At 65.9% G+C, this 25,606-nt stretch carries 21 protein-coding genes; 10 read left to right on the top strand and 11 right to left on the bottom strand.

The window, feature by feature from the left end; translation table 11 throughout:
• The first annotated feature begins 50 nt into the window (after positions 1–50).
• From ispG to C7441_RS22120, 3 genes are all read left to right on the top strand, one after another.
• A complete protein-coding gene (ispG, locus tag C7441_RS22135) occupies positions 51–1,304 on the top strand; it encodes a flavodoxin-dependent (E)-4-hydroxy-3-methylbut-2-enyl-diphosphate synthase (protein ID WP_109614725.1) in 1,254 nt (417 codons plus the stop codon).
• Between the two features lie 3 nt (positions 1,305–1,307).
• The gene (locus C7441_RS22130; protein ID WP_170125231.1) at positions 1,308–2,270 is read left to right on the top strand and encodes a lytic transglycosylase domain-containing protein; all 963 of its coding nucleotides are present in this window, start codon (positions 1,308–1,310) and stop codon (positions 2,268–2,270) included.
• 106 nt (positions 2,271–2,376) lie between these two features.
• Positions 2,377–3,132, top strand: coding sequence for a class I SAM-dependent methyltransferase (locus tag C7441_RS22120; protein ID WP_109614723.1), 756 nt, complete (start codon positions 2,377–2,379; stop codon positions 3,130–3,132).
• 22 nt (positions 3,133–3,154) lie between these two features.
• On the opposite strand, the gene C7441_RS22115 is transcribed toward C7441_RS22120, so the two are convergent.
• Entirely contained in the window at positions 3,155–5,497 is a 2,343-nt protein-coding gene (locus C7441_RS22115) for a response regulator (RefSeq protein ID WP_109614722.1), read from the bottom strand.
• Between the two features lie 261 nt (positions 5,498–5,758).
• A complete protein-coding gene (locus tag C7441_RS22110) occupies positions 5,759–6,676 on the bottom strand; it encodes a polyprenyl synthetase family protein (RefSeq protein WP_109614721.1) in 918 nt (305 codons plus the stop codon).
• 201 nt (positions 6,677–6,877) lie between these two features.
• Between C7441_RS22110 and mtgA the strand changes: the two genes are divergently transcribed.
• From mtgA to C7441_RS22095, 3 genes are all read left to right on the top strand, one after another.
• A complete protein-coding gene (gene mtgA / locus C7441_RS22105; RefSeq protein ID WP_170125232.1) occupies positions 6,878–7,585 on the top strand; it encodes a monofunctional biosynthetic peptidoglycan transglycosylase in 708 nt (235 codons plus the stop codon).
• A gap of 173 nt (positions 7,586–7,758) precedes the next feature.
• Complete coding sequence (gene rpmF / locus C7441_RS22100; protein WP_008834724.1) at positions 7,759–7,941, top strand: 50S ribosomal protein L32; 183 nt, start codon at positions 7,759–7,761, stop codon at positions 7,939–7,941.
• Between the two features lie 306 nt (positions 7,942–8,247).
• Positions 8,248–9,840 (top strand): gamma-glutamyltransferase family protein, encoded by a 1,593-nt coding sequence (locus C7441_RS22095; protein ID WP_342353283.1) that lies wholly within the window; start codon positions 8,248–8,250, stop codon positions 9,838–9,840.
• A 221-nt stretch (positions 9,841–10,061) separates the two neighbouring features.
• Here C7441_RS22095 and C7441_RS22090 read toward each other — a convergent pair whose 3' ends face one another.
• The 3 genes from C7441_RS22090 to hrpB all read right to left on the bottom strand — a co-directional run bounded on the left by C7441_RS22090 (position 10,062) and on the right by hrpB (position 14,593).
• Positions 10,062–10,625 (bottom strand): ActR/PrrA/RegA family redox response regulator transcription factor, encoded by a 564-nt coding sequence (locus C7441_RS22090; protein WP_019172113.1) that lies wholly within the window; start codon positions 10,623–10,625, stop codon positions 10,062–10,064.
• 99 nt (positions 10,626–10,724) lie between these two features.
• Positions 10,725–12,053 (bottom strand): ActS/PrrB/RegB family redox-sensitive histidine kinase, encoded by a 1,329-nt coding sequence (locus C7441_RS22085; RefSeq protein ID WP_026060383.1) that lies wholly within the window; start codon positions 12,051–12,053, stop codon positions 10,725–10,727.
• Between the two features lie 38 nt (positions 12,054–12,091).
• A complete protein-coding gene (hrpB, locus tag C7441_RS22080; protein WP_109614719.1) occupies positions 12,092–14,593 on the bottom strand; it encodes an ATP-dependent helicase HrpB in 2,502 nt (833 codons plus the stop codon).
• Positions 14,594–14,820: 227 nt separating this feature from the next.
• Between hrpB and C7441_RS22075 the strand changes: the two genes are divergently transcribed.
• The 4 genes from C7441_RS22075 (at position 14,821) to C7441_RS22060 (ending at position 19,148) form a co-directional block, all read left to right on the top strand.
• A complete protein-coding gene (locus C7441_RS22075; RefSeq protein WP_026060384.1) occupies positions 14,821–15,528 on the top strand; it encodes a DUF1045 domain-containing protein in 708 nt (235 codons plus the stop codon).
• A gap of 2 nt (positions 15,529–15,530) precedes the next feature.
• Positions 15,531–16,670, top strand: a complete 1,140-nt coding sequence (locus C7441_RS22070) for an alpha-D-ribose 1-methylphosphonate 5-triphosphate diphosphatase (protein WP_109614718.1) — start codon at positions 15,531–15,533, stop codon at positions 16,668–16,670.
• Positions 16,667–17,293, top strand: a complete 627-nt coding sequence (phnN, locus tag C7441_RS22065) for a phosphonate metabolism protein/1,5-bisphosphokinase (PRPP-forming) PhnN (protein WP_170125230.1) — start codon at positions 16,667–16,669, stop codon at positions 17,291–17,293. Before C7441_RS22070 ends, phnN begins: the two co-directional genes overlap by 4 nt.
• Before the next feature lie 262 nt (positions 17,294–17,555).
• Positions 17,556–19,148: a peptide chain release factor 3 gene (locus C7441_RS22060; protein WP_109614716.1), complete on the top strand. Its 1,593-nt coding sequence runs from the start codon at positions 17,556–17,558 to the stop codon at positions 19,146–19,148.
• Between the two features lie 260 nt (positions 19,149–19,408).
• Here C7441_RS22060 and mgrA read toward each other — a convergent pair whose 3' ends face one another.
• The 6 genes from mgrA to C7441_RS22030 form a co-directional block, all read right to left on the bottom strand.
• Positions 19,409–20,437 carry an L-glyceraldehyde 3-phosphate reductase gene (gene mgrA, locus C7441_RS22055; protein WP_109614715.1) on the bottom strand — a complete coding sequence of 343 codons (1,029 nt, stop codon included), beginning with the start codon at positions 20,435–20,437 and terminating at the stop codon, positions 19,409–19,411.
• A 210-nt stretch (positions 20,438–20,647) separates the two neighbouring features.
• Complete coding sequence (locus tag C7441_RS22050; protein ID WP_109614714.1) at positions 20,648–21,787, bottom strand: Gfo/Idh/MocA family protein; 1,140 nt, start codon at positions 21,785–21,787, stop codon at positions 20,648–20,650.
• Positions 21,788–21,815: 28 nt separating this feature from the next.
• A complete protein-coding gene (locus tag C7441_RS22045; protein ID WP_109614713.1) occupies positions 21,816–22,562 on the bottom strand; it encodes a sugar phosphate isomerase/epimerase family protein in 747 nt (248 codons plus the stop codon).
• 36 nt (positions 22,563–22,598) lie between these two features.
• On the bottom strand, positions 22,599–24,020 hold the full coding sequence (gndA, locus tag C7441_RS22040) for an NADP-dependent phosphogluconate dehydrogenase (protein ID WP_109614712.1): 1,422 nt from the start codon (positions 24,018–24,020) through the stop codon (positions 22,599–22,601).
• 149 nt (positions 24,021–24,169) lie between these two features.
• Positions 24,170–24,601: a Fur family transcriptional regulator gene (locus C7441_RS22035; protein WP_109614738.1), complete on the bottom strand. Its 432-nt coding sequence runs from the start codon at positions 24,599–24,601 to the stop codon at positions 24,170–24,172.
• Between the two features lie 95 nt (positions 24,602–24,696).
• Positions 24,697–25,578 (bottom strand): SMP-30/gluconolactonase/LRE family protein, encoded by an 882-nt coding sequence (locus C7441_RS22030; protein ID WP_109614711.1) that lies wholly within the window; start codon positions 25,576–25,578, stop codon positions 24,697–24,699.
• Between the last annotated feature and the right edge of the window lie 28 nt (positions 25,579–25,606).

Raw genomic sequence — 25,606 nt, 5'->3', positions numbered from 1 at the left:
TCCACGTCAGACGCAATGATTTTCGCTCTTTTGCAAAGAGGCTGCCGGCAATGACCGGATATTTTTCTTCCCCCTTCCCCCGCCGCAAATCGGTCGGCGTCGATGTCGGCGGCGTGATCGTCGGCGGCGACGCGCCGGTGGTCGTCCAGTCGATGACCAACACCGACACGGCCGATATCGACCAGACGGTGGCGCAGGTCGCCGCCCTCCATCGCGCCGGCTCCGAGATCGTGCGCATCACCGTCGATCGCGACGAGAGCGCGGCCGCTGTGCCCTATATCCGCGAGCGGCTGGAACGGCTCGGCATCCACGTGCCGCTGGTCGGCGACTTCCATTACATCGGCCACAAGCTTCTGGCCGATCATCCGGCCTGCGCCGAGGCGCTGGCGAAATACCGCATCAATCCCGGCAATGTCGGCTTCAAGGACAAGAAGGACAAACAGTTCGCCGACATCGTCGAAATGGCGATAAGGCATGACAAGCCGGTGCGCATCGGCGTCAACTGGGGCTCGCTCGACCAGGAGCTGCTGACCAGCCTGATGGACGACAACCAGGCCAAGGGCTCGCCGCTGACCGCGCAGGAAGTCACGCGCGAGGCCATCGTCCAGTCGGCGCTGATTTCCGCCGACCTTGCCGAAGAAATCGGCCTGCCGCGCGACAGGATCATTTTGTCGGCCAAGGTCAGCCAGGTGCAGGACCTGATCGCCGTCTACACCATGCTGGCGCAGCGCTGCGACCACGCGCTGCATCTGGGTCTCACCGAGGCCGGCATGGGCACCAAGGGCATCGTCGCCTCGTCGGCGGCCATGGGCATCCTCTTGCAGCAGGGCATCGGCGACACGATCCGCATCTCGCTGACGCCGGAGCCCGGCGGCGACCGCACCCGCGAGGTGCAGGTGTCGCAGGAACTGCTGCAGACCATGGGCTTCCGCCAGTTCATCCCCATCGTCGCCGCCTGCCCAGGCTGCGGCCGCACCACCTCCACCGTGTTCCAGGAACTGGCGCAGAACATCCAGGCCGACATCCGCAAGAACATGCCGGTATGGCGCGAGAAATATCCGGGGGTCGAGGAACTGAAGATCGCGGTCATGGGCTGCATCGTCAACGGTCCGGGCGAGTCGAAGCATGCCGACATCGGCATTTCGCTGCCCGGCACCGGCGAGACGCCGGCCGCCCCGGTCTTCATCGACGGGCGCAAGGCGACCACCCTGCGCGGACCTCACATCGCTGAGGAATTCGAGAAGATGGTCGCCGACTATGTCGAACAAAGGTTCGGCCAGGGCGGCAAGCAAGCGGCCGAATAGGCCATGCGGGCCTCGGCGCATTTTGCGGCGAACCGGAAACGCCTCGCTGCAAAATGGACCGCAATCGACCAGACAGACCATGATGTCGCCCGAAAACCGGTTCCCACTTTTCGGCATCGTGGTCTGGCCAAGGCGGCAGTGCTGCTTTGCGCGACGGTGTGGAGCGACGTCGCTTTCGCCGATCCGCCGGGACGCTCGCTTCCCCCCACCATCGGCCGCATCTGCAACCTGATCGAGGCGGAAGCCGACCGCAACAGCCTGCCGCGCGACTTCTTCGCCCGGCTGATCTGGAAGGAAAGCCGCTTCGACGCCAATGCGGTGAGCCCGGTGGGCGCGCAGGGCATCGCGCAATTCATGCCCGGCACGGCGCGCTTGCGCGGTCTGGCCAACCCCTTCGACATCGACCAGGCAATCCCGGCATCGGCAAAATACCTGCACGATCTCAGGCAGGGTTTCGGCAATCTCGGCCTTGCGGCCGCAGCCTACAATGCCGGCGAAAATCGCGTCTCGCGCTGGCTGTCGGTCGGCGGCTTCCTGCCGCTGGAGACGGAAAGCTATGTGCTCGACATCATGGGCGAGCCGGCCGACACCTTCACCGACCGCAACTATCCCGGCAAGTTCCCGCCGCTCGACAAGGACAAACCCTTCGGCGAAGCCTGCCGCCTTCTGCCCGTCATCCGCTCGGCGACGATCCCCATGGCCGCCGTCAACATCAAGCCCTGGGGCGTACAGGTGGCCGGCAATTTCCGCCGCGCGGCGGCCATCCGGCAATGGCAGCGGATTCGGGGCCGGTTTCCCGCCCTGCTGAAACCCTATGAGCCCGTCGTGAGCCGCGTGCGCTCCCCGATGGGCCGCGCCGGCGTCTATGCGGTGCGCATCGGCGCCGACGACCGCGCCACCGCGCGCGACATCTGCAGCAAGCTGCGCGGCGCAGGCGGTTTTTGCGTGGTGATGCGCAACCGGTAGCGGTTCGGCAACACCCGGCGACAGATGCACCGGGCGTCGCAACTTCATCTTGCCGCCGCCGATTGTTTCGGTTTCCATCGCATCCTCACCATGAGGGGGATTTGCCATGAGTGTCGAGGAAGCCGACGAGGACCGTCTCTACAGCGATCCCGACCTCGTCCAGTTCTACGATCTGGAAAACGAGTGCGGCGACGATTTCGACTTCTGCCTGCGGCTGGCGCAAGGCGCGCGCTCGGTGCTCGATCTCGGTTGCGGCACCGGCCAGCTTGCTGCGGCGCTGTCACCCGGCCGCGCGGTGGTGGGCGTCGATCCCGCCGGCGCGATGCTCGACGTCGCGCGCGCAAGACCCGGCGGGAACGATGTCGCGTGGATCGAGGCGGATGCGCGCGAAGTGCGGCTTGACCGAGCTTTCGACCTGATCGTGCTGACCGGCCATGCTTTTCAGGTTTTCCTGACGCCGGCCGACCGCAAGGCCGTGCTTGAAACCATCGCCCGCCATCTCGCACCGCATGGCCGCTTCATCTTCGACAGCCGCAACCCGGCGCTGGAGCGCTGGCGAAGCTGGACGCCGGAGCAGTCGATGCGGGTGGTCGCCCATCCCCGGTTCGGGGATGTCGAGGCCTGGAACGATGTCCGTCAGGACCCGGCAACGGGGATCGTCACCTACGAGACCTTCTATCGGATGAGGGAAGCCGGCCGGACACTGTCGGCACGCTCGCAAATCGCCTTCCCGCCGAGGGAGGAGATCGAGACGCTGATGGGCGAGGTCGGGCTCGTCGCCGACAAATGGCTGGGCGACTGGCGGGGCGCGCCTTACGCCCCCTCGATGCGGGAGATCATCCCGATCGGCAGGCTGCGCTAAACATACCCGCCTGCGCCGCACCTTACGCGATGCGCGCCAGTTCGGTCGTCTCGCTAAGCCATGCGCCGATCTTGCGGCCGAGCCGGTCGGGTGACACGGGCTTGGGCAGGTAGTCGTCCATGCCCGCCTCAATGCATTTTTCCCGGTCGCCCTTCAGCGCGTGGGCGGTAACGCCGATGATCGGCGTGTGCATGCTGCCGCGCTCCAGCTCGCGAATGGCGCGAGCAGCCTCATAGCCGTTCATTTCGGGCATGGAGACATCCATCAGCACCAGCCGCGGCTGGAAGGAGCGGTACATCTCCACCGCCGTGCGGCCGTTGGCGGCGATCCTGTAGCTCAGGCCGAGCCCGTCGAGGATCTGGCCGAAGACGAGCTGGTTCACCTCATTGTCTTCCGCCACCAGAATGTCGAGCGGCGCGCCGGCGGCCGGCGATGCCTCGGGCGCCGGGGGCTGCAGCAGTGTGATCGCAGCCGGACGCTGCGGACGGGCGGCGACGGGTGCGGCGACAACCGGAGCGGCTGCCTCGCGCACGAATGCCGCCTTGCCGGCCTGCGTGCGCGCTTTCTGGATCGCTCCGATGACCGTGCCCAGAAGCACGGCCGAGCGCGCCGGCTTGGTGAGATGGGCCGCGATGCCGAACTCGATGACGAGGCGGCCGAAATCGATCTGGTCCACCGAAGTCAGCAGCACGACGGGAATGGAGGAAAGCCGGCTGTCGGACGACATCGCCCTGGCAACATCGGCGCCGTTCATGCCCGGCATCTGATAGTCGAGGATGACGCAATCCACCCGCGCGCCGAGCTGGAAGGCACGGTCGAGGAAGGCAAGCCCCACCGCGCCGCTTTCAGCGGCCGCGCAGTCGAAGCCCCAGCTTCGCAACTGCTCCAGCAGGATTTCGCGGTTGACCGGATTGTCATCGATGACCAGCACGCGCGCGCCGGTGACATCGGTCGGCACGCCGTCATTGTCGTCGCTCATGGCATGGACCGGCAGCGGCACGGTGAACCAGAAGACCGAGCCGCGCCCGACCTCGCTTTCGAGGCCGACCTTGCCGCCCATCAGGTCCACCAGCCGCGCGGCGATGGCAAGGCCGAGCCCCGTGCCTTCATGCCGGCGCGTGGAGGAGCCGTCGACCTGCGCGAACTTCTCGAAGACGGTTTTCAGCTTGTCGGCGGGAATGCCGATGCCGGTATCCTCCACCCGCACCTGCAGCCGCGCCACGCCATCGACCGCCTCGCCGGTGACATCGACCAGCACATGCCCCTTTTCGGTGAACTTCACCGCATTGCCGAGCATGTTGGTGACGATCTGGCGGAAGCGGCCGACATCGCCCACCACGCAGGCGGGCAGGCGCGGATCGACGCGCACGATGAGTTCCAGGTTCTTTTCCGCCACCCGCGCCGAGACCAGGGTGGCGACGTCCTCCACCGCTTCGGCGATGTTGAAGGGCGCGGGATCGAGCGTGAGCTGGCCGGCATTGATCTTGGAGAAGTCGAGAATGTCGTTGATGATGGTCAGCAGCGCATTGCCCGACTTCACGATGACATCGGTGAATGTCTTCTGGCGCGGCGTCAGCTCGGTGCGGGCGAGCAGTTCGGCCATGCCGAGCACGCCGTTCATGGGCGTGCGGATTTCGTGGCTCATATTGGCCAGGAATTCGGATTTCGCGCGGTCGGCGGCTTCGGCCTTGAGCAGCGACTCGCTGGTTTCGGAAAATGCCTGCCGGATCGCCTTTTCCATCGGCCGGAAAACCCAGAAGCCCACCAGCGCCAGCACCGCGATCATCAGCATGCTTGCATAGGAAAGCAGCCTGTTGCTGCGCTGTTCGGCAAGCGCGCGCTCGCGGTCGAGCGTGGCGCGGGCACGCAGCAGCATGGGCTGCGCGAACAGCTCGTTCTGGTTGCGGATTTCGCGATTGTTCCAGTCGATGATCTTGCTGATGCCGCCGAGCAGGCCGAGATTGCGCACCATGTCGCGCGCCGACCAGAACAGATCGCCATTGATGGAAACCGCATCGAGCTCGTCGCGCGTCTGCGCGGAAAGATGCGGGCGAATGGCATCCAGCCTGCCGGTCAGCTCGTCGATGTTGCGGCTGAGGCGGGTGGCATGGCCGTTTGCGGCATCGATCAGCCCGGCGCGGGTCTGTGGTTGCCAGGCAACCACCGTGGTTTCGGAAAAGGCCGTCGCGTTGCGCAGATCGCTTGCCAGTTCGGCAAGTGCGCCGCCGATGCGGTCGATGTCGTTGCGGTGCTGGCCGATGCTGTTGAACGCATAGAGGATTGCGCCCGTCGCCAGCGCGAAGATCAGCAGGCCCGACAAATATCGAATCCGGACCGACCGGATAAACAAGGAATAATCGGGCACGCTGAAGCACTCCGGACACAAGGTACAATTTTCCTCGCGCCGAATTACGCTCAATTTGAATTAAAAAATCGTTCCGCTTTTAACCGTTACTCTGCCGGAAGAGTTTGCGCTCCACGTTGCCCCCGCTGGCCCGCCAACCTCTCGGCCATGATGCCGAAAAGTGTAAAGCGGTTTTCGGACGACATCGTCGCCGGCGTGCGACGCCAGGCGACCCACTCGGCTGCAACATGCTCTAAGCCTGTACGCCAATCATGTTCGCGCCTACTTCGTCCGCTCGGCTACGAAGCTCGCCGCCTGTTTCAGCAGCGCGGCGCGCTCGCCATAGGGTTCCAGCAGCGCGTGCGCCTGCGCGACGAGGCCGCGCAGCTGGGCGCGGGTCCAATCGACGCCGTTGAGCGAGGCGAGCGTCGCCTTGCCGGCGGCCGCGTCCTTGCCGGTCGCCTTGCCCATGGTCTCGGTGTCCGCCGTCAGGTCGAGCAGATCATCGGCAAGCTGGAAGGCAAGTCCGATGGCCGAGCCGAATTCGGCAAGCCGCTCGCGGTCGCCCTGCGGCGCGTCGGCCAGGATGGCGCCGGCCTCGCAGGCATAGCGGATCAGCGCACCGGTCTTCATCGCCTGCAGCCGGATGATGCCGCCCTCGTCCGGCGCGGTGCGCTCGGCCTCGAGGTCGAGCGCCTGGCCGCCGGCCATGCCGCCGGGGCCGGCGGCGCGCGCAAGGCCGAGCACCAGCGCCAGCTTGCGCCCGGCGGGAACGGCGGTCGCCTCGTCGGCGATGATGTCGAAGGCATAGGTCAGCAGGCTGTCGCCCGCCAGAATGGCGCTGGCCTCGTCGAAGGCCCTGTGCACCGTCGGCTGGCCGCGGCGCAGATCGTCGTCGTCCATCGCCGGCAGGTCGTCATGGATCAGCGAATAGCAATGCACGCATTCCAGAGCCGTCGCCACGCGCAGGGCGGCTTCCGGGTCCGCATCGAACAGGGCAGCACTTTCCAGCACGAGAAACGGACGCAGCCGCTTGCCGCCATTGAGCACGCCATGGCGCATGGCCGCCAACAGGCGCTGCGGCCGCGCGATCTCTCCCGGCAGCAGCCTTTCGTCGAGCAGGCGCCGCAGCAGCGCCTCGATGATCTGCGCGCGCGCCTCAAGCTGTGCTTCGAACGGAACTTCCTGACTCGTCATCATGGCGGCACGGTTTACGGCAAATGCCCGCCCGGTCAAGCCGCGCCACGGGTCAAAACAGCGCGGAGCCGGGCGCTTTGCGGTGACTTTGGCCGTTCAGGCGTTGCGCAAGCGGCCAAGCCCCTTTATGCGAAAGGGAAAGGAGACCGAGGGGCAGACGGCTTGGACGACCCGACAATCGATCCCGAGGCGCGAGAGCTCGCAATGGCACCAAGGCGCAAGGCGAACACGCGCGGCCTTTTTCGCGTCTGGATCCGGCGAGGCATGACCGCCCTTGTCTGCATCGCACTGGTGCCGCTGGTGCTGACCTTCCTGTATCTGCCGCCCTTCCTACACCCCATCTCGACGCTGATGCTGAAGGACCTGGCGACGTTCCAGGGCTACGACCGGCGCTGGGTTTCCATCGACGATGTCGCGCCAGTGCTTTCCCACTCGGTCATCATGTCGGAGGACGGACAGTTCTGCTCGCATCGCGGCATCGACTGGGGCGAGATGCGCGCGGTGATCGACGATGCGCTGGCGGGCGAATCCACGCGCGGCGCCTCCACCATCACCATGCAGACCGTGAAGAACCTGTTCCTGTGGAATGGACGCTCCATCATCCGCAAGGGGCTGGAAATGCCGCTTGCGGTTTATTTCGATGCGGTTATGCCGAAGAAGCGCATCATGGAAATCTATCTCAACATCGCCGAATGGGGGCCTGGCATCTATGGCGTCGAGGCGGCCGCGCAGCATCATTTCGGCGTTTCGGCGAAAAAACTGACGCCGCGGCAAGCCGCGCTGCTGACGGTTGCGCTGCCCAATCCGATCGACCGCAACCCGGCCAAGGCCGGCCCGGGGCTGAAGCGCGTGGCCTCCATCGTCCAGCGGCGCGCCTCGCGGGCGGGCGGCTATGTGAGCTGCGTGGACTGATCCGGCCAGCGGGCCCGCGACCAACGCGCCCGGTTCGAGAAAAAAATCGCGGCGGTACTGGCCTTTTGGCGCGCGGCCGTGTATAGGCCCACCCACTTATCTCAGTTTCCGGCCCAAGACGTGCGGCCCTTTCGCGAGGGAAGACGGGGCTTTACGATGGATGGAGCACTTCCATGGCTGTGCCAAAACGAAAAACCTCGCCGTCCAAGCGCGGCATGCGCCGTTCGGCCGATGCGCTGAAGGCCCCGACCTATGTCGAGGACAAGAACTCGGGCGAAATGCGCCGCCCGCACCATATCGACCTGAAGACCGGCATGTATCGCGGCCGCCAGGTTCTGACGCCGAAGGAAAGCTGAGCCTTTCCCACGCGTCTCGCGTGACTTGAAAAGGACCGGCCCCGCGCCGGTCCTTTTTCTTTTGGACTTTTCGGCAGCGCATATTGCGCCATAAAACGCCGGTCCGGCTCCTTGCCGGAGCATGATCTTGTCCCGAAAATCGGTTCCCGCATTTCGCCGACCCGGTTTTCCGGTTCGGGACATACCCGATTTATCTTCCCTCAGAGGCGATCTTCCCCGTTGCATTTACGTGCGGCGAGGTGAAACTTGTATCGGCAATAAACAAGACGCCTGCGCCCATGAGGCAGCAGCGGAGGGGATGGACAATTGAGAGAATTCGACCGACCGGGCCGCTCGCCCGTCTATGCGGAAAACGGCATGGCCGCGACCTCGCACCCGTTGGCGACGGCGGCTGCAATTGCGGTGCTCAAGGAAGGCGGCAACGCCGTCGACGCAGCCATCGCGGCATCAGCCGTGCTGACCGTGGTGGAGCCGCATATGACCGGCATCGGCGGCGACTGCTTCGTCATTCTGGCCGAGCCGGACGGCTCGGTGCATGGGCTCAACGGCTCCGGCCGCGCTCCGGCAGGAGCGAGCGCGGCGCGTTTACGCGAAATGGGCCATGCCCGCATGCCGGACAGCGGCCCCCATTCGGTCACGGTGCCCGGCGCGGTGAAGGCGTGGGAAACCCTGCACCAGCGCTTCGGCCGGCTCGACTTCGCGCGGCTTTTCGATGAGGCCATCGCCTATGCCGAGGATGGCTACGCGCTCCATCCGCGGGTTGCCGCCGACTGGTCCGACCAAGCCGCCAAACTGGCGGCCGATGAAGGCGCCGGCCGGCACTATCTGGTCGATGGCAAGGCACCGGCAGTGGGGTCGCGCCACCGCGTGCCCGCCTTCGCCGCCACCTTGCGCCGCATCGCGCGCGACGGCGCAAAAGTGCTCTATGAAGGCGAAATCGCCGCCGAGATCGCCGCGACCGTGCGGGCCAAGGGCGGCTTCCTCACCGAAGAGGATCTGGCGGCCGCTTCGGCGGACTGGGTCGAACTGATCTCCACGCCCTATGCCGGTCATGACGTGCTCGAAATACCGCCCAACGGACAGGGAATCACCGCGCTGATCCTGCTCAACCTGATGCGCAAGATCGGCACCGGCCTGCTCGATCCGGCAAGTGCCGACCGCTATCATCTCGAAATCGAGGCCGCGCGGCTTGCCTATTCCGTGCGCGACCACATGGTGGCGGACCCGGCGATGATGAGGGTTTCGCCCGAGACGCTGCTTTCGGAGGCCTATACCGACGCGCTTGCCGCCCATATCGACCCGATGCGGCGCAATCCGGAAATCGTGCTGCCGAAACTGCCCGGCGCCAACACGATCTATCTCACCGTGGTCGATCGCGAGCGCCGCGCCGTCTCCTTCATCAACTCCGTCTACAGCAGCTTCGGCGCGAAGATCGTCACGCCGAACTCCTGCATCGCCCTGCAGAATCGCGGCGCCTGCTTCTCGCTGGAGGAAGGCCACCCCAACGAGCTCGGCTCGGCCAAGCGGCCGATGCACACCATCATTCCAGCCATGGCGATGAAGAACGGCAAGCCGGTCGTTTCATTCGGCGTGATGGGCGGCGCCTATCAGCCGATGGGTCATGCCCATGTGTTTTCCAACCTTGCCGACCACGGCATGGACCCGCAGCAGGCGCTCGACCACGCTCGGCTGTTCTGGGACGACGATGACGGGACGGTGCTGGAGGCAGAGGCCGGAATATCCGACGAGATCCGCTCCGAACTGACGCGCAAGGGCCATGCCCTGCGCAGCGCGGCCAAGCCGCATGGCGGCGGACAGGCTATCGTGATCGACGAGAAGAACGGCTTTCTCGTCGCCGGGTCGGACCACCGCAAGGACGGGCTGGCGCTGGGATGGTGATGCCGAGGCGCTGACCCGACTGGAGCGAGACGACTTTTCCCCTGAAAGGCCAACTCGCTCCAAAGCTCGTTTTGAAGCATGATCTTGCCTGAAAAGTCTGCAACTTTTCGGGATCATGCTTTGGCGCGGGATGACTTTTCCCAGAAACGCCAACTCGCTCCAAAGCTTGTTTTTGAAGCATGATCTTGCCCGAAAAGTCTGCAACTTTTCGGGATCATGCTTTAGCGAGGCGCGCGCTTGGCCAGGATACGCTGCAGCGTGCGGCGATGCATGTTGAGCCGGCGCGCGGTTTCCGACACATTGCGCTCGCACATCTCATAGACGCGCTGGATATGCTCCCAGCGCACGCGGTCGGCCGACATCGGATTTTCCGGCGGCGCGGCGCGTTCGCCCGCGGTACGCGTCAACGCCGCGAACACGTCGTCGGCGTCGGCCGGCTTGGACAGATAATCGACGGCGCCGAGCTTCACCGCCGTCACGGCGGTGGCGATGTTGCCATAGCCGGTGAGAATGATGGTGCGGGCATCGGCGCGCTTTTCGCGGATGGCGGCGACCACGTCGAGACCGTTGCCGTCGCCCAGGCGCATGTCGACCACAGCATAGGCGGGCGCGTGGGCGCGCGCCTTGGCCACCGCCTCCTCGACGCTCTCGGCGGTTTCGACCTGGAAGCCGCGGCTTTCCATCGCCCGCGCCAGACGCGTCAGGAACGGCTTGTCGTCATCCACGATCAGCAGCGAGGTGTCGCCGCCGGTGAGATTACCATCAACTGTCTCTTCGCCGTTCATGATTGTCTGGTCCGTTCTATCTGTTTTTCTTGCGTCTTTTTGCAAACAATATAAGTGCGGAAAGTCTCGTTTTCTACCCGACGGAAGCGCTCTTTCTCGTCACGCGGTGTCGAACATCGAGCTGGCGGCGGAACCGGCATTGAGAAAACTGTCGCGCGGCCACTCGATCTTCACGATGGCGCCCTTGCCGCGCTCATTGGCATTGGAGACGGCAAGCGTGGCGCCGGAGCGCTCCAGCAGCGTCTTGGCGATGAACAGGCCGAGCCCCAGCCCGCCGCCCTGCTCGCCGCCGCCCTGCCGCGTCGTCATGTAGGGTTCGCCGATGCGGTCGATGATTTCGGGCGGGAAGCCGGGGCCGTCGTCGATGATCTCGAAGACGACGCTGCGGTCGTTCCAGCTCCAGCGGATGACGACCGCGCTGGCGGCGAAGTCCACCGCGTTCTCGACCAGATTGCCGAAACCGTAGATGACGCCCGGATTGCGATGCCCGACCGGCTCGGGTCCGACCTGCTCGCCGGGCTCAAGCCTGATGGCGATGCCGAAGTCGCGGTGCGGGGCGATCACCTCCTCCACCAGCGAGGTGAGCGGCATGCGCGCCAGATGCACCTCGCTGTCGGAGGACAGGCTGGTCAGCCGCTTGAGGATCTGCCGGCAGCGCTCGCTCTGCGAGCGCAGCAGCGTCACGTCCTCGTGGTATTTGGGATCCTTGCCGAGCGCCCGTTCCATCTCCTTGGCGACGAGGGTGATGGTGGCGAGCGGCGTGCCCAGTTCATGCGCGGCCGCGGCCGCCAGCCCGTCGAGCGCCGACAGGTGCTGCTCGCGCTGCAGCACCAGTTCGGTGGCCGAAAGCGCATTGGCCAGCAGTCGCGCCTCTTCGGCCACGCGCCAGGCATAGATCGCGGTGAAGGCGACGGTGGACAGCACCGCCATCCACATGCCGGCAACATAAAGGAACGGCATGGCAAGCTCGGTGCCGGAAAACCACGGCAGCGGCAGGTGGAAGAAGGCAAGCAGCGTGGTGAGCACCATGACGAACACGCCCAGGATGGCCGTCAGGCTGAGCGGCAGCGAGGTGGCGGAAATGACCACCGGCACCGTCATCAGCACCGAGAAGGGATTGGTCAGCCCGCCGGTCATGTAGAGCAGGCCCGCCAGTTGCAGCGCATCGAAGGTGAGGATGGCCAGCGCCGCCAGCGGCTGCAGGCGGTGCGCGGCCGGATAGCGGAAGGTGAGCAGCAGGTTGAGCCAGGCCGAACAGGCGATCAGCGTGAAGCACAGGCTGACCGGCAGTGGGAACTGCCACCAATAGGCGACGATCACCACCGTGGCGCTCTGGCCGATGATGGCCAGCCAGCGCAGCCGGATGAGCGTGTTAAGGCGCAGGCGGGCCGTTTGCTGGATATCTGGCATATGCTGTCTCTTGACCATGAAGGGTATATGCGCCGGACAGGCACCCGCGCCAAGCGTTATTTGACGCGGGGTTTCGCGCGCGCGGTGGCCTGCGCCGACACGGGATCGTCGGGCCAGACATGCTTGGGATAGCGGCCGCGCATGTCGGCGCGCACATCGGCCCATGAACCGCGCCAGAAGCCGGGCAGGTCGCGCGTCGTCTGGATCGGCCGATGCGCGGGCGACAGGAGTTCCAGCGTGAGCGGCACCGTGCCGCCGGCGATTGCCGGATGCGTGTCGAGGCCGAACAGTTCCTGCACGCGAATGGCCAGCACCGGCCACTCGCCGTCATAGTCGATCGGCACGCGGCTGCCGGACGGCGCGTCGAAATGGGTGGGCGCGAGCGAGGCCAGCTTGCGCTGCAGGTCATGCGGCACAAGCGCCAGCAGCGCATCGTGCAGCACGCCCGCGCCGATGCGTGCAAAGCTCGCCTCGCCGGTGAGGAAGGGCAGCAGCCAGTCGTCAAGCGAGGCCATCAGCGCCCCGTCCGACATATCGGGCCATGGCGCGCCCAGCCCGGTGTGCAGCCATTGCAGGCGATGGCGCAGGATCTGGGCCTCCTTGCCCCAGTTCAGCAGCGACAGGCCATGTGTCTTCAACGCTTCGATGATGGCCCGGTCGGCATCCGGGCCGGAAGGAGCGGGCAGCATGCGCTCGGACAGGGCGATGGCCCCCAGCCGCACCGTCTCACGCACACGCACGGCGCGCTTTTCCGGATCGAAGGCGCTTTCCAGCCTTTTTTCCACCCGATGGCCGAGCACGGTGCGGATCTCGGCCTCGGAGACGGAAGCCGCGGCGGCGATGCGCGCGCCCTGCGCCTTGCCCTGCATATCGGCCACGACGAGATAGGTTTCGCCCGCCAGCGGATCGGCGGCATCGAGCATTGCGCCGCTGCCATTGGCAAGAACAAAGCGACCGCGCGCGCCGCGCGCCTTTGCGACGCGGTCGGGCCAGGCGCGGAGAAGAAGAGCGCCGACGCTTTCCACCGCCCCCTTCGAAGGGGAAGCCGTCGCTTCTGGAAGTCGACCCCCACCCCGCAAGGGGGAAGGTAAAGTTCTCGCCAGCCTCTCGGCCAGTTGCCTTGCCGCCACCGCGCGCGGCGATTTCTCGCCCATGAAGCGCGGCAGGCGGCGCTCCAGATCGACGCTGTCGCCGCCAAGGCCGCGTTCGGTGAGCAGCACGGCAAGGCGCGCGGCTTCGAGCCCCTGCCCTTCCCGCGCCGCTTCGGCCACCATATGCGCGAGCCGAACGGGAAGCGCCAGCTTGCGCATGGCGGCACCCGCCTGCGTCAGCCGGCCATCGGCGTCGATGGCGTCGAGTTCGGTGAGCAGCGTGCGCGCCTCAGAAAGCGCCGGCGCGGGCGGCGGGTCGAGAAAGGCGAGGCTCGCCGGATCGGCCACCCCGAAAGCGGCGCAATCGAGCATCAGGCCCGACAGGTCGGCCTCAAGGATTTCCGGCGGCGTGAAGGCGGGCAAGGCCGCCGTCTGCTCGGATCGCCACAGCCGGATCGCTACGCCCGGTTCCGTGCGGCCGGCGCGTCCCGCCCGCTGGTCGGCCGAGGCACGGCTGACGCGCACCGTTTCCAGCCGCGTGAGGCCACTCGCCGGCTCGTAGCGCGGCAGGCGCGACAAGCCGGAATCGATCACCACCCGCACACCGTCGATGGTGATGGAGGTTTCGGCGATCGCGGTCGCCAGCACCACCTTGCGGCGGCCGGCGGGCGCGGGCTTGATCGCGGCGTCCTGCGTCCTGGCATCCAGCATGCCGTGGAGCGGCACGATGTCGGTGTCGGCACCGACACGGCCTTCGAGACGCTCGCGCGTACGCTCGATCTCCCGCTGGCCGGGCAGGAAGGCAAGCACGCTGCCGGGCTCGTCGGCCAGCGCCTCGCGCACGGCCTTTGCCATCGCGTCCTCGATGGGCGTGCCGGCCGGCCGCTCCTGATGGCGGACATCGATGGGAAAACTGCGGCCCGCGCTTTCGATCACCGGCACGTCGCCGAGCAGGCTCGCCACGCGCGCCCCGTCAAGCGTCGCCGACATCACCAGCAGGCGCAGTTCGGGTCTCAGCGCGCCCTGCACGTCGAGCGCCAGCGCAAGGCCGAAATCGCCGTCCAGCGAGCGTTCGTGGAACTCGTCGAAGATCACCGCCGAGATGCCCGTCAGCTCGGGATCGTCGAGGATCATGCGCGCCAGGATGCCCTCGGTGACGACGAGGATTCTTGTCCGAGCCGACTGCTTGCTTTCCATGCGCATGGCATAGCCGATCGTGCCGCCCGGCTCCTCGCCCAGCAACTGCGCCATCCGGCGCGCGGCGGCGCGGGCGGCCAGACGGCGCGGCTCCAGGAGCAGGATCCTGCCGTCGCCCAGCCATGGCGCGTCGCGCAGCGCCAGCGGCACCAGCGTGGTCTTGCCGGCGCCGGGCGGCGCCACCAAAACGGCGCTCGATCCACCCGCAAGCGCATCGGCAAGCGCCGGCAGGACGGCGGTGACGGGAAGCTGCGGCAGGGTCTTCGTCATGGCTGAAATCGGGTCCGGCGGGGACGCGTCGGCGTCGGGAGGCGGCGAGGAAATACCAGCAGCGGCGCGGTCGTTGCAACCGGCCGCACCCTGCCCACGGGCCGGCCGCCGGCCGGCGTGCTGGTGACTTTGCGGGACTTGTCTGGTATCTCCAACAAATTATTCGAACTTTCGTCAATCCGTCATGCAAATCGCCTATGGCATCGAAGCAAGGCGAGGATAACCCCATGCGTTATGCGATTTATTTCACTCCCGGCCCCGACGATGCCCTGACCGGCATTGCAGCGAACTGGCTTGGCCGCAACCCCTTCACCGGCGCACAGCACGAGGTTGCGGCCAATGGCGAACTGTCGTCGGGCGAGATCGCCTTCCACACCGCGTCCGCTCGCCGCTACGGCTTCCACGCCACGCTGAAAGCGCCCTTCCGGCTCGCCGAGGGCGAAAGCGAAGCCTCGCTCGACCGGGCGCTTGCCGCTTACGCGGCCACGCTGGAGCCGGTGGTGCTGCCGCGCCTCGTGATCGGCCAGATCGACGGCTTCTTCGCGCTGGTGCCGGGCGAGGTCTCATCCGACCTCAATCGCTTTGCGGGAGACATCGTGGAGGGTTTCGAGCGTTTTCGCGCGCCGCTGACGGAGAAGGAAATCGCGCGCCGCAATCCCGACGCGCTGAGCCAGACCGAGTTCCGCAATCTGTGCCAGTGGGGTTATCCCTACGTGTTCGACACATTCCGCTTCCACATGACGCTGACCGGCCGCGTCGCCGGCGACGACAGCCGCAAGCTTAAAGCGGCACTGGACGAAACCTTCGGCCCCGCGCTGCAGGAGCCCTTCGCAATCGACGGACTTGCACTGTTCGTCGAGCAGGAGCCCGGCGCGCCCTTCATGGTGCACTCCCACTATGCGCTTGGCCGCCAGACCGAAAGAAAGACCGCCTGAACATGACGACCGAAACGACACTGACCAATGCCCGCATCGTTCTGGCCGACGAGGTGGTCGATGGTTCCATCCTGATCCGCGACGGCAGGATCGCCGACGTCTCGGCGGGTGCGTCCCGGACCGGCGAGGACATGGCAGGCGATTACGTCATTCCCGGCCTCGTGGAGCTGCACACCGACCATCTCGAAGGCCACTATGCGCCGCGCCCGAAAGTGCGCTGGAACCCCATCGCCTCGGTGCTGGCGCATGACGCGCAGGTGGCGACCGCCGGCATCACCACCGTGTTCGACGCGCTGCGCGTCGGCCTCTACACCGATGGCGACACCACGCCGCAGGACATGCGCAAGCTGGCCGACGCCATCGAGGACAGCGTGCGCAAAGACCGCCTGCGCGCCGACCACTTCATCCACCTGCGCTGCGAGGTCTCGGCACCTGACTGCCGCGAGGCGTTCGATCTGTTCCAGGACGATGACCGGGTGAAGCTCGCTTCGCTGATGGACCATGCGCCCGGCCAGCGCCAGTTCGCCAGTTTCGAGGCCTATGCGGTCTACTACATGGGCAAGATGAAGATGTCGGAGGAGCAGTTCCGCGTCTATTGCGAAAAGCGCATGGCGCAGTCGGCCGCCAATTCCGCGCCCAACCGCGCGGCGATCTCGGCTGCCTGCCACCAGCGCGGCATCGTGTTGGCGAGCCATGACGACGCCACCACCGCCCATGTCGAGGAAGCGATCGCACAGGGCATCCGCGTGGCCGAGTTTCCGACCACGGTGGAGGCCGCGCGCGCTTCGAAGGAAGCCGGGCTGGGCGTGCTGATGGGCGCGCCCAACATGGTGCGCGGCGGCTCGCATTCGGGCAACGTCTCGGCGCGCGAACTGGCCGAAAACGGCCTGCTCGACATTCTGTCTTCCGACTACATCCCCTTCAGCATGATCCAGTCGGCCTTCTTCCTTGGCGAAGTCGTCGATGCGATCTCGCTGCCGCAGGCGGTGGCCATGGTGTCGAAGACGCCTGCCGAGGCCGTCGGCCTTACCGACCGCGGCGTGATCGAGCCCGGCCGCCGCGCCGATCTCGTGCGGGTCAGGGTGGATGAGCATGTGCCGGTGGTGCGCATGGTGTGGCGCGAAGGACGCCGGGTGGCATGATGGTTTCGGCCCTGATCGAGCGCGAACAGGCGAGCAGTGCCTTCCCTGTCCGCAATGGCGTGTTCATCGCCGTGGTCGGCCCCAGCGGCGCCGGCAAGGACACGATCATGGCCTATGCGCGCGAACATTTCGCCGGCGAGGACGGCGTCGATTTCGTCCGCCGCGTCATCACCCGCCCGTCCGACGGCGCGACGGAAGACCACGACACGCTGACGGAAGAAGCATTCCGCGATGCCGAGGCAAAAAGCGCCTTTGCCCTGTCGTGGTATGCGCATGGCCTGCATTACGGCATTCCGGCAAGCGTGGATGTCGCCATCGGCGACGGCCGCGTCGCCATCGCCAACGCCTCGCGCGGCACCATCGCGGCACTGCGGGCGCGCTATGAAAACGTCGCCGTGGTGGAGATCACAGCGCGGCCGGAAATCCTGGCCGAACGGCTTTCGGCACGCGGCCGCGAAACGCGCGAGCAGGTGCTGGCGCGCCTTGCGCGCGGCGGTGCAATGGAGCTTTCGGGGCCGGGCGTTTCCACCATCGACAACAGCGGCGAGAAGGAAATCGCCGGCGACCGCTTCGTCGCCATCATCCGCAAGGCCATCGCCTTCGCCGATGTCGGGCGGTTCTGAAACCGCCGCACCAGCCGCGCAAACATCGCGCAACTCTTGCCGGATTGCATGAATCCGCTCGCCCAAGTCATCAGTTCCGGGCGCTGTTTCATATGTTTTGATGGAAAATCGACCGGCATTCTGGTGAGTTTCCGCGCGAAATCACCTAAATCCGGCACTGGCATATGGGCAGGTTCCGGCAGCCGGACCGGCTCGTCCCATTTTCTCGACAGCGGCCCGGCCTCCTGCTAGAAGCCGCTCCATCAAACAGGATCACCATGACATGGCCGAAGACATAGCCAAGGCGGTCGCGCGCCGCCGCACCTTCGCGATCATCGCGCACCCGGACGCCGGCAAGACCACGCTGACCGAAAAGCTGCTGCTGTTCGGTGGCGCCATCCAGCTCGCAGGCGAGGTGAAGGCCAAGAAGGACAAGATCCAGACCCGCTCGGACTGGATGAAGATCGAGCGCGAGCGCGGCATCTCGGTCGTCACCTCGGTGATGACCTTCGAATATGGCGACAACGTCTTCAACCTGCTCGACACGCCGGGCCACGAGGACTTCGCCGACGACACCTATCGCACGCTCTCGGCGGTCGACAGCGCCGTCATGGTCATCGACGCGGCAAGGGGTATCGAGCCGCGCACGCTGAAGCTGTTCGAAGTCTGCCGCATGCGCGACATCCCGATCGTCACCTTCGTCAACAAGATGGACCGCGACGCGCGCGACACCTTCGAGATCCTCGACGAGATCGAGCAGAAGCTGGCGCTCGACACCGCGCCCATCACCTGGCCCATCGGCCAGGGCAAGACATTCGCCGGCACCTATCATCTTGCCGAAAATGCGGTGCGGCGCGGCGACGACGAGAAGGAACGCACGCCGGTCCACGGTCCCGATTCCAACCGTGCCGCCGGGCTGTTGCCCGACAACGACCGGCCGGCCTTCATCGAGGAACTGGAGCTGGCGCGCGAGGCCTGCCGTCCCTTCGACCTCGAAGCCTTCCGCCAGGGGCATCTGACGCCGGTCTATTTCGGCTCGGCGCTGCGCAATTACGGCGTGCGCGATCTGATCGAGGCGCTGGGCGCCTACGGCCCCTCGCCGCGCGCGCAGGAAGCCGACTCCCGCAAGGTCGAGGCGACGGAGGAGAAGATGACCTCCTTCGTCTTCAAGATCCAGGCCAATATGGACCCCAACCACCGCGACCGCATCGCCTTCGTGCGCGTCTGCTCCGGCACTCTGCAACGCGGCATGAAGGCCAAGCTGGTGCGCACCGGCAAGCCGATCAGCCTTTCGGCGCCGCAATTCTTCTTTGCCCGCTCGCGCATCACGGCGGACGAAGCCTATGCCGGCGACGTGGTGGGCATTCCCAACCACGGCACGCTGCGCATCGGCGACACGCTGACCGAGGGCGAGGAAATCCTGTTCCGCGGCGTGCCGAATTTCGCGCCTGAAATCCTGCGCCGCGTGCGCCTTGGCGACGCCATGAAGGCCAAGAAGCTGAAAGAGGCGTTGCAGCAGATGGCCGAGGAAGGCGTGGTGCAGCTCTTCCAGCCCGAGGACGGCTCGCCGGCCATCGTCGGCGTGGTCGGCGCGCTGCAGATCGACGTTCTCAAGGAACGGCTGAACGTCGAATACACGCTGCCGGTGGATTTCGAGGTGGCGCGCTTCTCGGTCTGCCGCTGGATCGACGCCGACGACAAGGCCGACCTGCACCGCTTCATCGAGAGCCATCGCGGCGACATCGCCCGCGACCTCGACGACGACCCGGTGTTCCTCGCCCAGCACGAGTTCTCGCTGAACTACGAGGCCGAGCGCTGGAAGGCGATCCGCTTTGCCGCGGTGAAGGATTATCAGGTCCGCGACAAGGCGGCGTGATAAGCACGCCGGACCTTCCGTTTTGATGGGGGCAATCGCATATGGCGCGACCTACCCCCCACTCCGCTTCTCTTCGCTCGGCCTCTCCCCTCAAAAGGAGAGAGGAAGGGTGCCAGGCTTGCGGACGGCGTTTCCTCTCCCCCCGTCAAGGGGGGCCGAAGGACGGGCGGGAACCGTGGCTCGCCCCGGAATGGTGGTTTGCGAAGCAAACCGGGGTGGGGCAGAATTCTATCTCCCCCAATGAGGGGAGCTGAATTACCTCACCTTTCGGCCGAGCGTGCCCACAGGTTGATGTCGGCGTCGCGGGCGTACTGGTCGATTTCGGCCAGTTCCGCATCGCTGAAATCGAGATTCTTCAGCGCGCCGACGCAATCCTCCACCTGTTGCGGCCTGCTGGCGCCGATCAGCGCCGAAGTCACGCGGCCCTTGCGCAGCACCCAGGCGATGGCCATCTGCGCCAGCGTCTGGCCACGGCGTTCGGCGATCGCATTCAGAGCGCGGATATTGGCCAGCGTGCGTTCGCTGAGGAAGTTCGGCTTGAGCGACTTGCCCTGCGCGGCGCGGCTGTCTTCGGGCACGCCCTTCAGATATTTCGTCGTCAGCATGCCCTGCGCCAGCGGCGAGAACACGATCGAGCCGATGCCGAGACTGTCCAGCGTGTCGAGCAGTCCGTCATCCTCCACCCAGCGGTTGAGCATGGAATAGCTCGGCTGGTGGATGAGGCAGGGCGTGCCAAGCTCGTGCAATATGCGCGCCGCCTCGCGCGTGCGCTGCGAATTGTAGGACGAGATGCCGACATACAGCGCCTTGCCCGAGCGCACGGCGTGATCCAGCGCCATCATGGTCTCTTCCAGCGGCGTTTCGGGGTCGAAACGATGCGAATAGAAGATATCGACATAGTCGAGCCCCATGCGCTTCAGGCTCTGGTCGAGACTGGCCAGCAGATATTTGCGGCTGCCCCATTCGCCGTAGGGGCCGGGCCACATGTCGTAGCCGGCCTTGCTGGAAATGATCAGCTCGTCGCGGTGGTTCGCAAAATCGGTGCGCAGGATCTCGCCAAAGGCGGTCTCGGCCGATCCGGGCGGCGGGCCATAATTGTTGGCGAGGTCGAAATGGGTGATGCCGAGGTCGAAAGCCGTGCGGCAGATGGCGCGCTTGGTCTCATGCGGCGTGTCGCCGCCGAAATTGTGCCACAAGCCGAGCGAGACCGCCGGCAGCTTCAGGCCGGAGCGCCCGCAGCGATTGTAGAGCATGGTGTCGTAGCGGTTTTCGGCGGGAACATAGGTCATGGAATGAACCTCGACTATTGCTGAATGCGGCAATGCCGTCGCCTCCCGTGGGAAGGACGATGAAGCATGTCGCAGAGCGACAATGCGGAACGGCGTGGGGGTGTCAAGGGAGCCGCGTCAAGAATGACGCACCATCCATTCCGGTGCGCGGCCGGGCTCCTCCCGTAAAAGGCAGGCGACGACCACTCTCAAACGAGGAGAGCAAGCGCGTCAGCGCCGCACCATCAATGCCCTCGCCTCGCGCGGGCCGAGCGGCGCCGGGCGCTCGCAGCTTGTCTTCATCTCGATGAATTTCTTGTCTTGGCCCGATTCCAGCATGGCGGTCATCACTTCCACCACATGCAGCGCCAGGTTGAGCGAGCAGCGATGCGGCCTGCCCTCCCTGATGGCCAGCGCCATGTCGGCCAGCCCCGCCGCGCGATAATTGGCGACCGGCCCGTGCGGATGGATTTCATTGTCGGGCGAAAACGGATGGTTCCATTTCGGCAGCATCCTCGCCTGCTTGTCCCGCTTCGTGACGCGCAGCTCGCCGCCGAAGAAATTCGGATCGGGCATGAAAAGCGTGCCTTCCTCGCCATAAAGCTCCATCGGCGCGTGGCCGGTCGCCCAGACATCCCAGCTTGCATTGAAGGTGATGACCGCGCCACCGGCAAATTCCAGCAGGGCGCTGACGGTGGTCGGCGTCGAGACAGGAATCCTTTCGCCGCGCCGTGGCCTGGAGCCGATGGTGCGCTCCCTTGCCGGAATCGACGTCAGCGCCGCCACGCGCTTCACCGGCCCGATCAGTTGCACCAGATCGGCCAGGTAGTAGGGGCCGAGATCGAGCACCGGCCCGCCGCCGGGCTGGAAGAAGAAATCCGGATTCGGGTGCCAGGCCTCCATGCCGTGGCTCAGCACATGGCAGGTGCCGCTGGTGATCCTGCCAAGCTTGCCCGCATCGACCAGATACCGCGCGAGCTGGTGCGAGCCGCCGAGAAACGTGTCGGGCGCCGAGCCGATGCGCAGGCCCTGTTTGTCCGCTCGCCTCTTCAAATCGAGGCCGTCGGCAACGGACAGCACGAATGGCTTTTCGGAATAGACGTGCTTTCCCGCGTCGAGGATCGCCTGCGAGACGTCGTGATGGGCCATCGGCACGGTGAGGTTGACGACGATGTCGATGTCGCGGGCCATGAGCAGCCCTTCGACCGTCTCGGCGCGCAGGCCGAATTCGCGGGCGCGCGCTTTGGCTGCGTCCATGTTCATGTCGGCGCAGGCGCGCATTTCCATGCCGCGAAACAGCGGCGCCAGCAGGAAATAGGTTTTCGAGATATTGCCGCAACCGATGACGCCGATGCCCAATGCCCTGGCCATGTCCCCTCCTTTGGCCTGTCGCTCGCGATCAGAAGTGCCGGATCGCCTCGATCGACCGGCGCGCGAAGCGCTCGAAATCGGACGGATTGTCGTGCTCCATGACGAAATAGCGGGCGCGCGAGCGGTTGCGCAGCGCGGCAAGCAGCGCACGCCAATCCATCGTGCCGTGGCCGACATCGGCCCAGCCGTCCTCGTTCCCCGCCTGCCCTTGCGCTGCCATGTCCTTCACATGGGCGGCGACGATGCGCTGCCCATGGCGCGCGATACAGTGGAGCGGGTCGGCGCCGGCGCGGATGATCCAGGCCACGTCGATTTCCCAGCCGATGGCGGGCGCGGCTTCGAGAAGATGGTCCAGTGGCAGCGAGCCGTCGCCAAGCGGCAGGAATTCGAAGTCATGATTGTGCCAGGCAAATTCCAGCCCGACGTCTTCGGCCCTTCTGCCGATCGCCGCCAGCCGGCTGCCAAGATCACGCCAGCCGGCGGCATCGGCAGGCCGCGTTTCCGCGTCCAGCCAGGGGCAGACGAGCAGTCCGATGCCGAGCGTTTCGGCGATGCGCTCGACGCCGTCGAAATCCTGCTCCAGCGCCTCGAGCGCGAAGTGGCCGCCGGGCATGGACAGGCCGTTGCGGTCAAGCTCGTCGCGGATGAGGGCGGGATTGTCATAGACCCCGCCGAACCCCTCGACCTGCCGGTAGCCGAGGCGGCCGAGCGTTGCCAGCACCTGCGCCCAGGGCTGGAAATTGCGGGCGCTGTAGAGTTGAAATGACCAGTCCAACACATCCTCCTTCGCGCCCGCTGCCGTCAGCGGCGGTCAGCCACCCATGCCCCATGGCCCGTGGAAGGCGCCTTCCGCATCGATGCGCTCGAAACCGTGCGCGCCGAAGAAATCGCGCTGCGCCTGAATGAGGTTCGAGGTGCCGCGCCCTTGCCGGTAGCTGTCGAAATAGGCGAGCGCCGACGACAGCGCCGGCATCGGCAGGCCGGACTCGACCGCGCGCGCAAGAATGCGGCGCAGCGACGGATGCGCCTCCTTCATCATCTCGATGAAGGCAGGCGCCATCAGCAGATTGGGCAGCTCGCCGCTTTCCTGGAAGGCCTCGGCCAGCGTGCCGAGGAACTGCGAGCGGATGATGCAGCCGGCGCGCCAGATTTTGGCGATGGTGGGCAGCGGCAGGCGCCAGTCGAACTGCTTCGAGGCCGCCTCCATTACCGCGAAGCCCTGCGCATAGGCCGCGATCTTGCCGGCAAACAGCGCCAGTTCCAGATCGCGCAGGATTTCCTGCCGGTCGCCGGAAATCTTTGGCAGGTCGCCCAGCGCATAGGCCTTCTCGGCCGCCAGTCGCTCGGTCTTCAGCGACGACAGCACGCGCGCCGAAACCGCTGCCTCGATCGCGGTTGCCGAGACGCCGAGCGTCTGCGCCTCGATGGCCGACCATTTGCCGGTGCCCTTCTGGCCGGCGCGGTCGAGGATCATGTCGACCATGGGGCGACCCGTCTCGCGGTCGTCCGCCGCCAGCACCTTGGCCGTGATCTCGATGAGATAGGAATTGAGCCGGCCCTTGTTCCATTCGGCGAAGACGCCGCCGATCTCCTTCGGCGCCATGCCGAGCCCATCGCGCAGCACGCCGTAGATTTCGGCGATCATCTGCATGTCGGCATATTCGATGCCGTTGTGGATGGTTTTCACGAAATGCCCGGCGCCGTCGGGCCCGAGCCAGGCCGCGCAGGGCTCGCCCTCATATTTGGCGGAAATGTCGGTGAGCACCTTTTCCACGCGCGCATAGGCGTCGCGCGTGCCACCGACCATGATCGACGGGCCGTGCCGCGCGCCCTCCTCGCCGCCCGACACGCCCATGCCGATGAAGGTGAGGCCGGAATCCTTCAGATCGGTGAAGCGGCGCACCGTGTCACGGAAATTGGCGTTGCCGGCATCGATGACGATGTCGCCCGACGACAGGACGCTGCGCAGCGCCGCGATCTGCTCGTCCACCGCCGGGCCGGCGGACACCATGATAATGATCGGGCGCGGCGGCCGGATCGATGCGGCAAACTCCTTGAGGGTGCTGCACGGCACGATCATCCTGCGCAACTCGCCCGCCGCCTTGAAGAAGGAGCCGGTGCGCGATGTGGTGCGGTTGAAGACGGCGACCGGATGACCCTTTTCGGCGATGTTGAGCGCCAGGTTGGAGCCCATGACGCCAAGGCCGATCAGGCCGATTTCGGCTTTTTCCATTACAATGTCCCGCTGAGATCAGAATTGAAAATGCATCTCTCCCATTGCGGATGATGATTGACCTGCAGGCTTGTCGCGTCAACCTGTCGCGACGCGGAAGGGGCAGGCAATCCTGCAACGCAGGGCTGCGCCCCGCGCATAGACGCGGCCTATCTGGCCTTGCGCTTGCGCCCGTAGAGTTCGAGCCGGTGGTGCACGATGTCGTAGCCGAGCGCCTCGGCGATCTCGTTCTGCAGATGCTCGATGCGGTCGGACTTGAACTCGATGACATCGCCGGTGTCGAGGTCGATCAGGTGGTCGTGATGCTCGCCGCCGGCCTGCTCGAAACGCGACGGCCCGCCCTCGAAGGCGTGGCGGTGGATGGCGCCCAGCCCCTCCAGCAGCTTCATGGTGCGATAGACCGTGGAAAGCGAAAGGCTGGGATCGATCTCAGACGCTCGGCGGAAGATTTCCAGCGCATCGGGATGATCGTCGCTGGCCGACAGAATCTCCACGATGACGCGCCGCGGACGGGTGATCCGCACCCCTGCCTTGCGCAGCATCTTCTCGTAGTCGGGCTTCTGATTCTTCGTGTCCGCCATGGCCGCAACTATGCGCCAGATGACAACCAGTTGCAAAGATTGTTGAAGGTCGCACCCAACTTCGGGTTGCCCTCGCGTCAGCCCCGCAACGCCGTTCAGATCAGGACGCGCGGCTCGAAGCGGCCCTGCACCGGCAGGTCCAGCAACAGCGTCCTGCCGGCGTGGCGGTCCGCCTGACGGGCAGCCTCGTCCATGTGTTCCCAGGCCGTGGTCACGGCCAGCCGGTCCGCATTCGCCCCGACAAAGGCCGGGCAGGAAGGCTGGCCGGTGGGCAGGGCGATGCTGCGGACGAGACGGCCATCCGGTGAATAGGCGTCGATGGACGAAGCGCCCCAGCGCGCATTCCACAACACGCCCTCGGCATCGACGACCGAGCCGTCCAGCCCGCCCTGCCTGCCACCATGGTCGAAGAAGACCCGCCGCTCACCCGCCGGCAGGCCGGTCTCGGGATCGCAGGCGACGCGGTAGAGCAGGTTGACGGCAGTGTCGGTGTAATAGGCGGCCGCGCCGTCCGGCGAAAAGCAGATCGAATTGGGGATCGAGATGTCCGGGACGAGCGTGCGGAACTCGCCCTTGAAGAACCAATAGATCGAGCCCGCGCCGCGCTCGGCCTTCTTGCCCATCGTGCTCAGCCAGAGCGCCCCGCAGGGATGCACGCGCGCATCGTTGGAGCGGGTGGCGGGATTGTCGCCCTCGATGGCGAAATAGGGCGTGATGGCTCCGGTCTTCACGTCGCGGATGCTGAGGCCGCTTTCGCCGACCAGAAGCTGGTTGCCCTCATTGATGATCGCCAGCGCGCTCATCATCTCGGGCAGGTCGCGGATCACGGTTTCCATGCCGCCAAGCCGCTTTTCGAGCAGCTTCCTGCCGAGAATGTCGAACCAGAACAGCGTATCGGTGTCGGGATCGTAGACCGGTCCCTCGCCGAGATGACACGGATAGTCCGAGAGGATCGAAACGCCCACTTCGCCAGCCATTCATTCCTCCCGAAACCGCGCCGTGGCC

This window comes from Pseudaminobacter salicylatoxidans (genome assembly GCF_003148475.1).
GTDB classification, from domain to species: Bacteria; Pseudomonadota; Alphaproteobacteria; order Rhizobiales; family Rhizobiaceae; genus Pseudaminobacter; species Pseudaminobacter salicylatoxidans.
The sequence above is the reverse complement of the archived record's forward strand: the minus strand, read 5'-3'. Positions and strand labels throughout refer to the sequence as shown.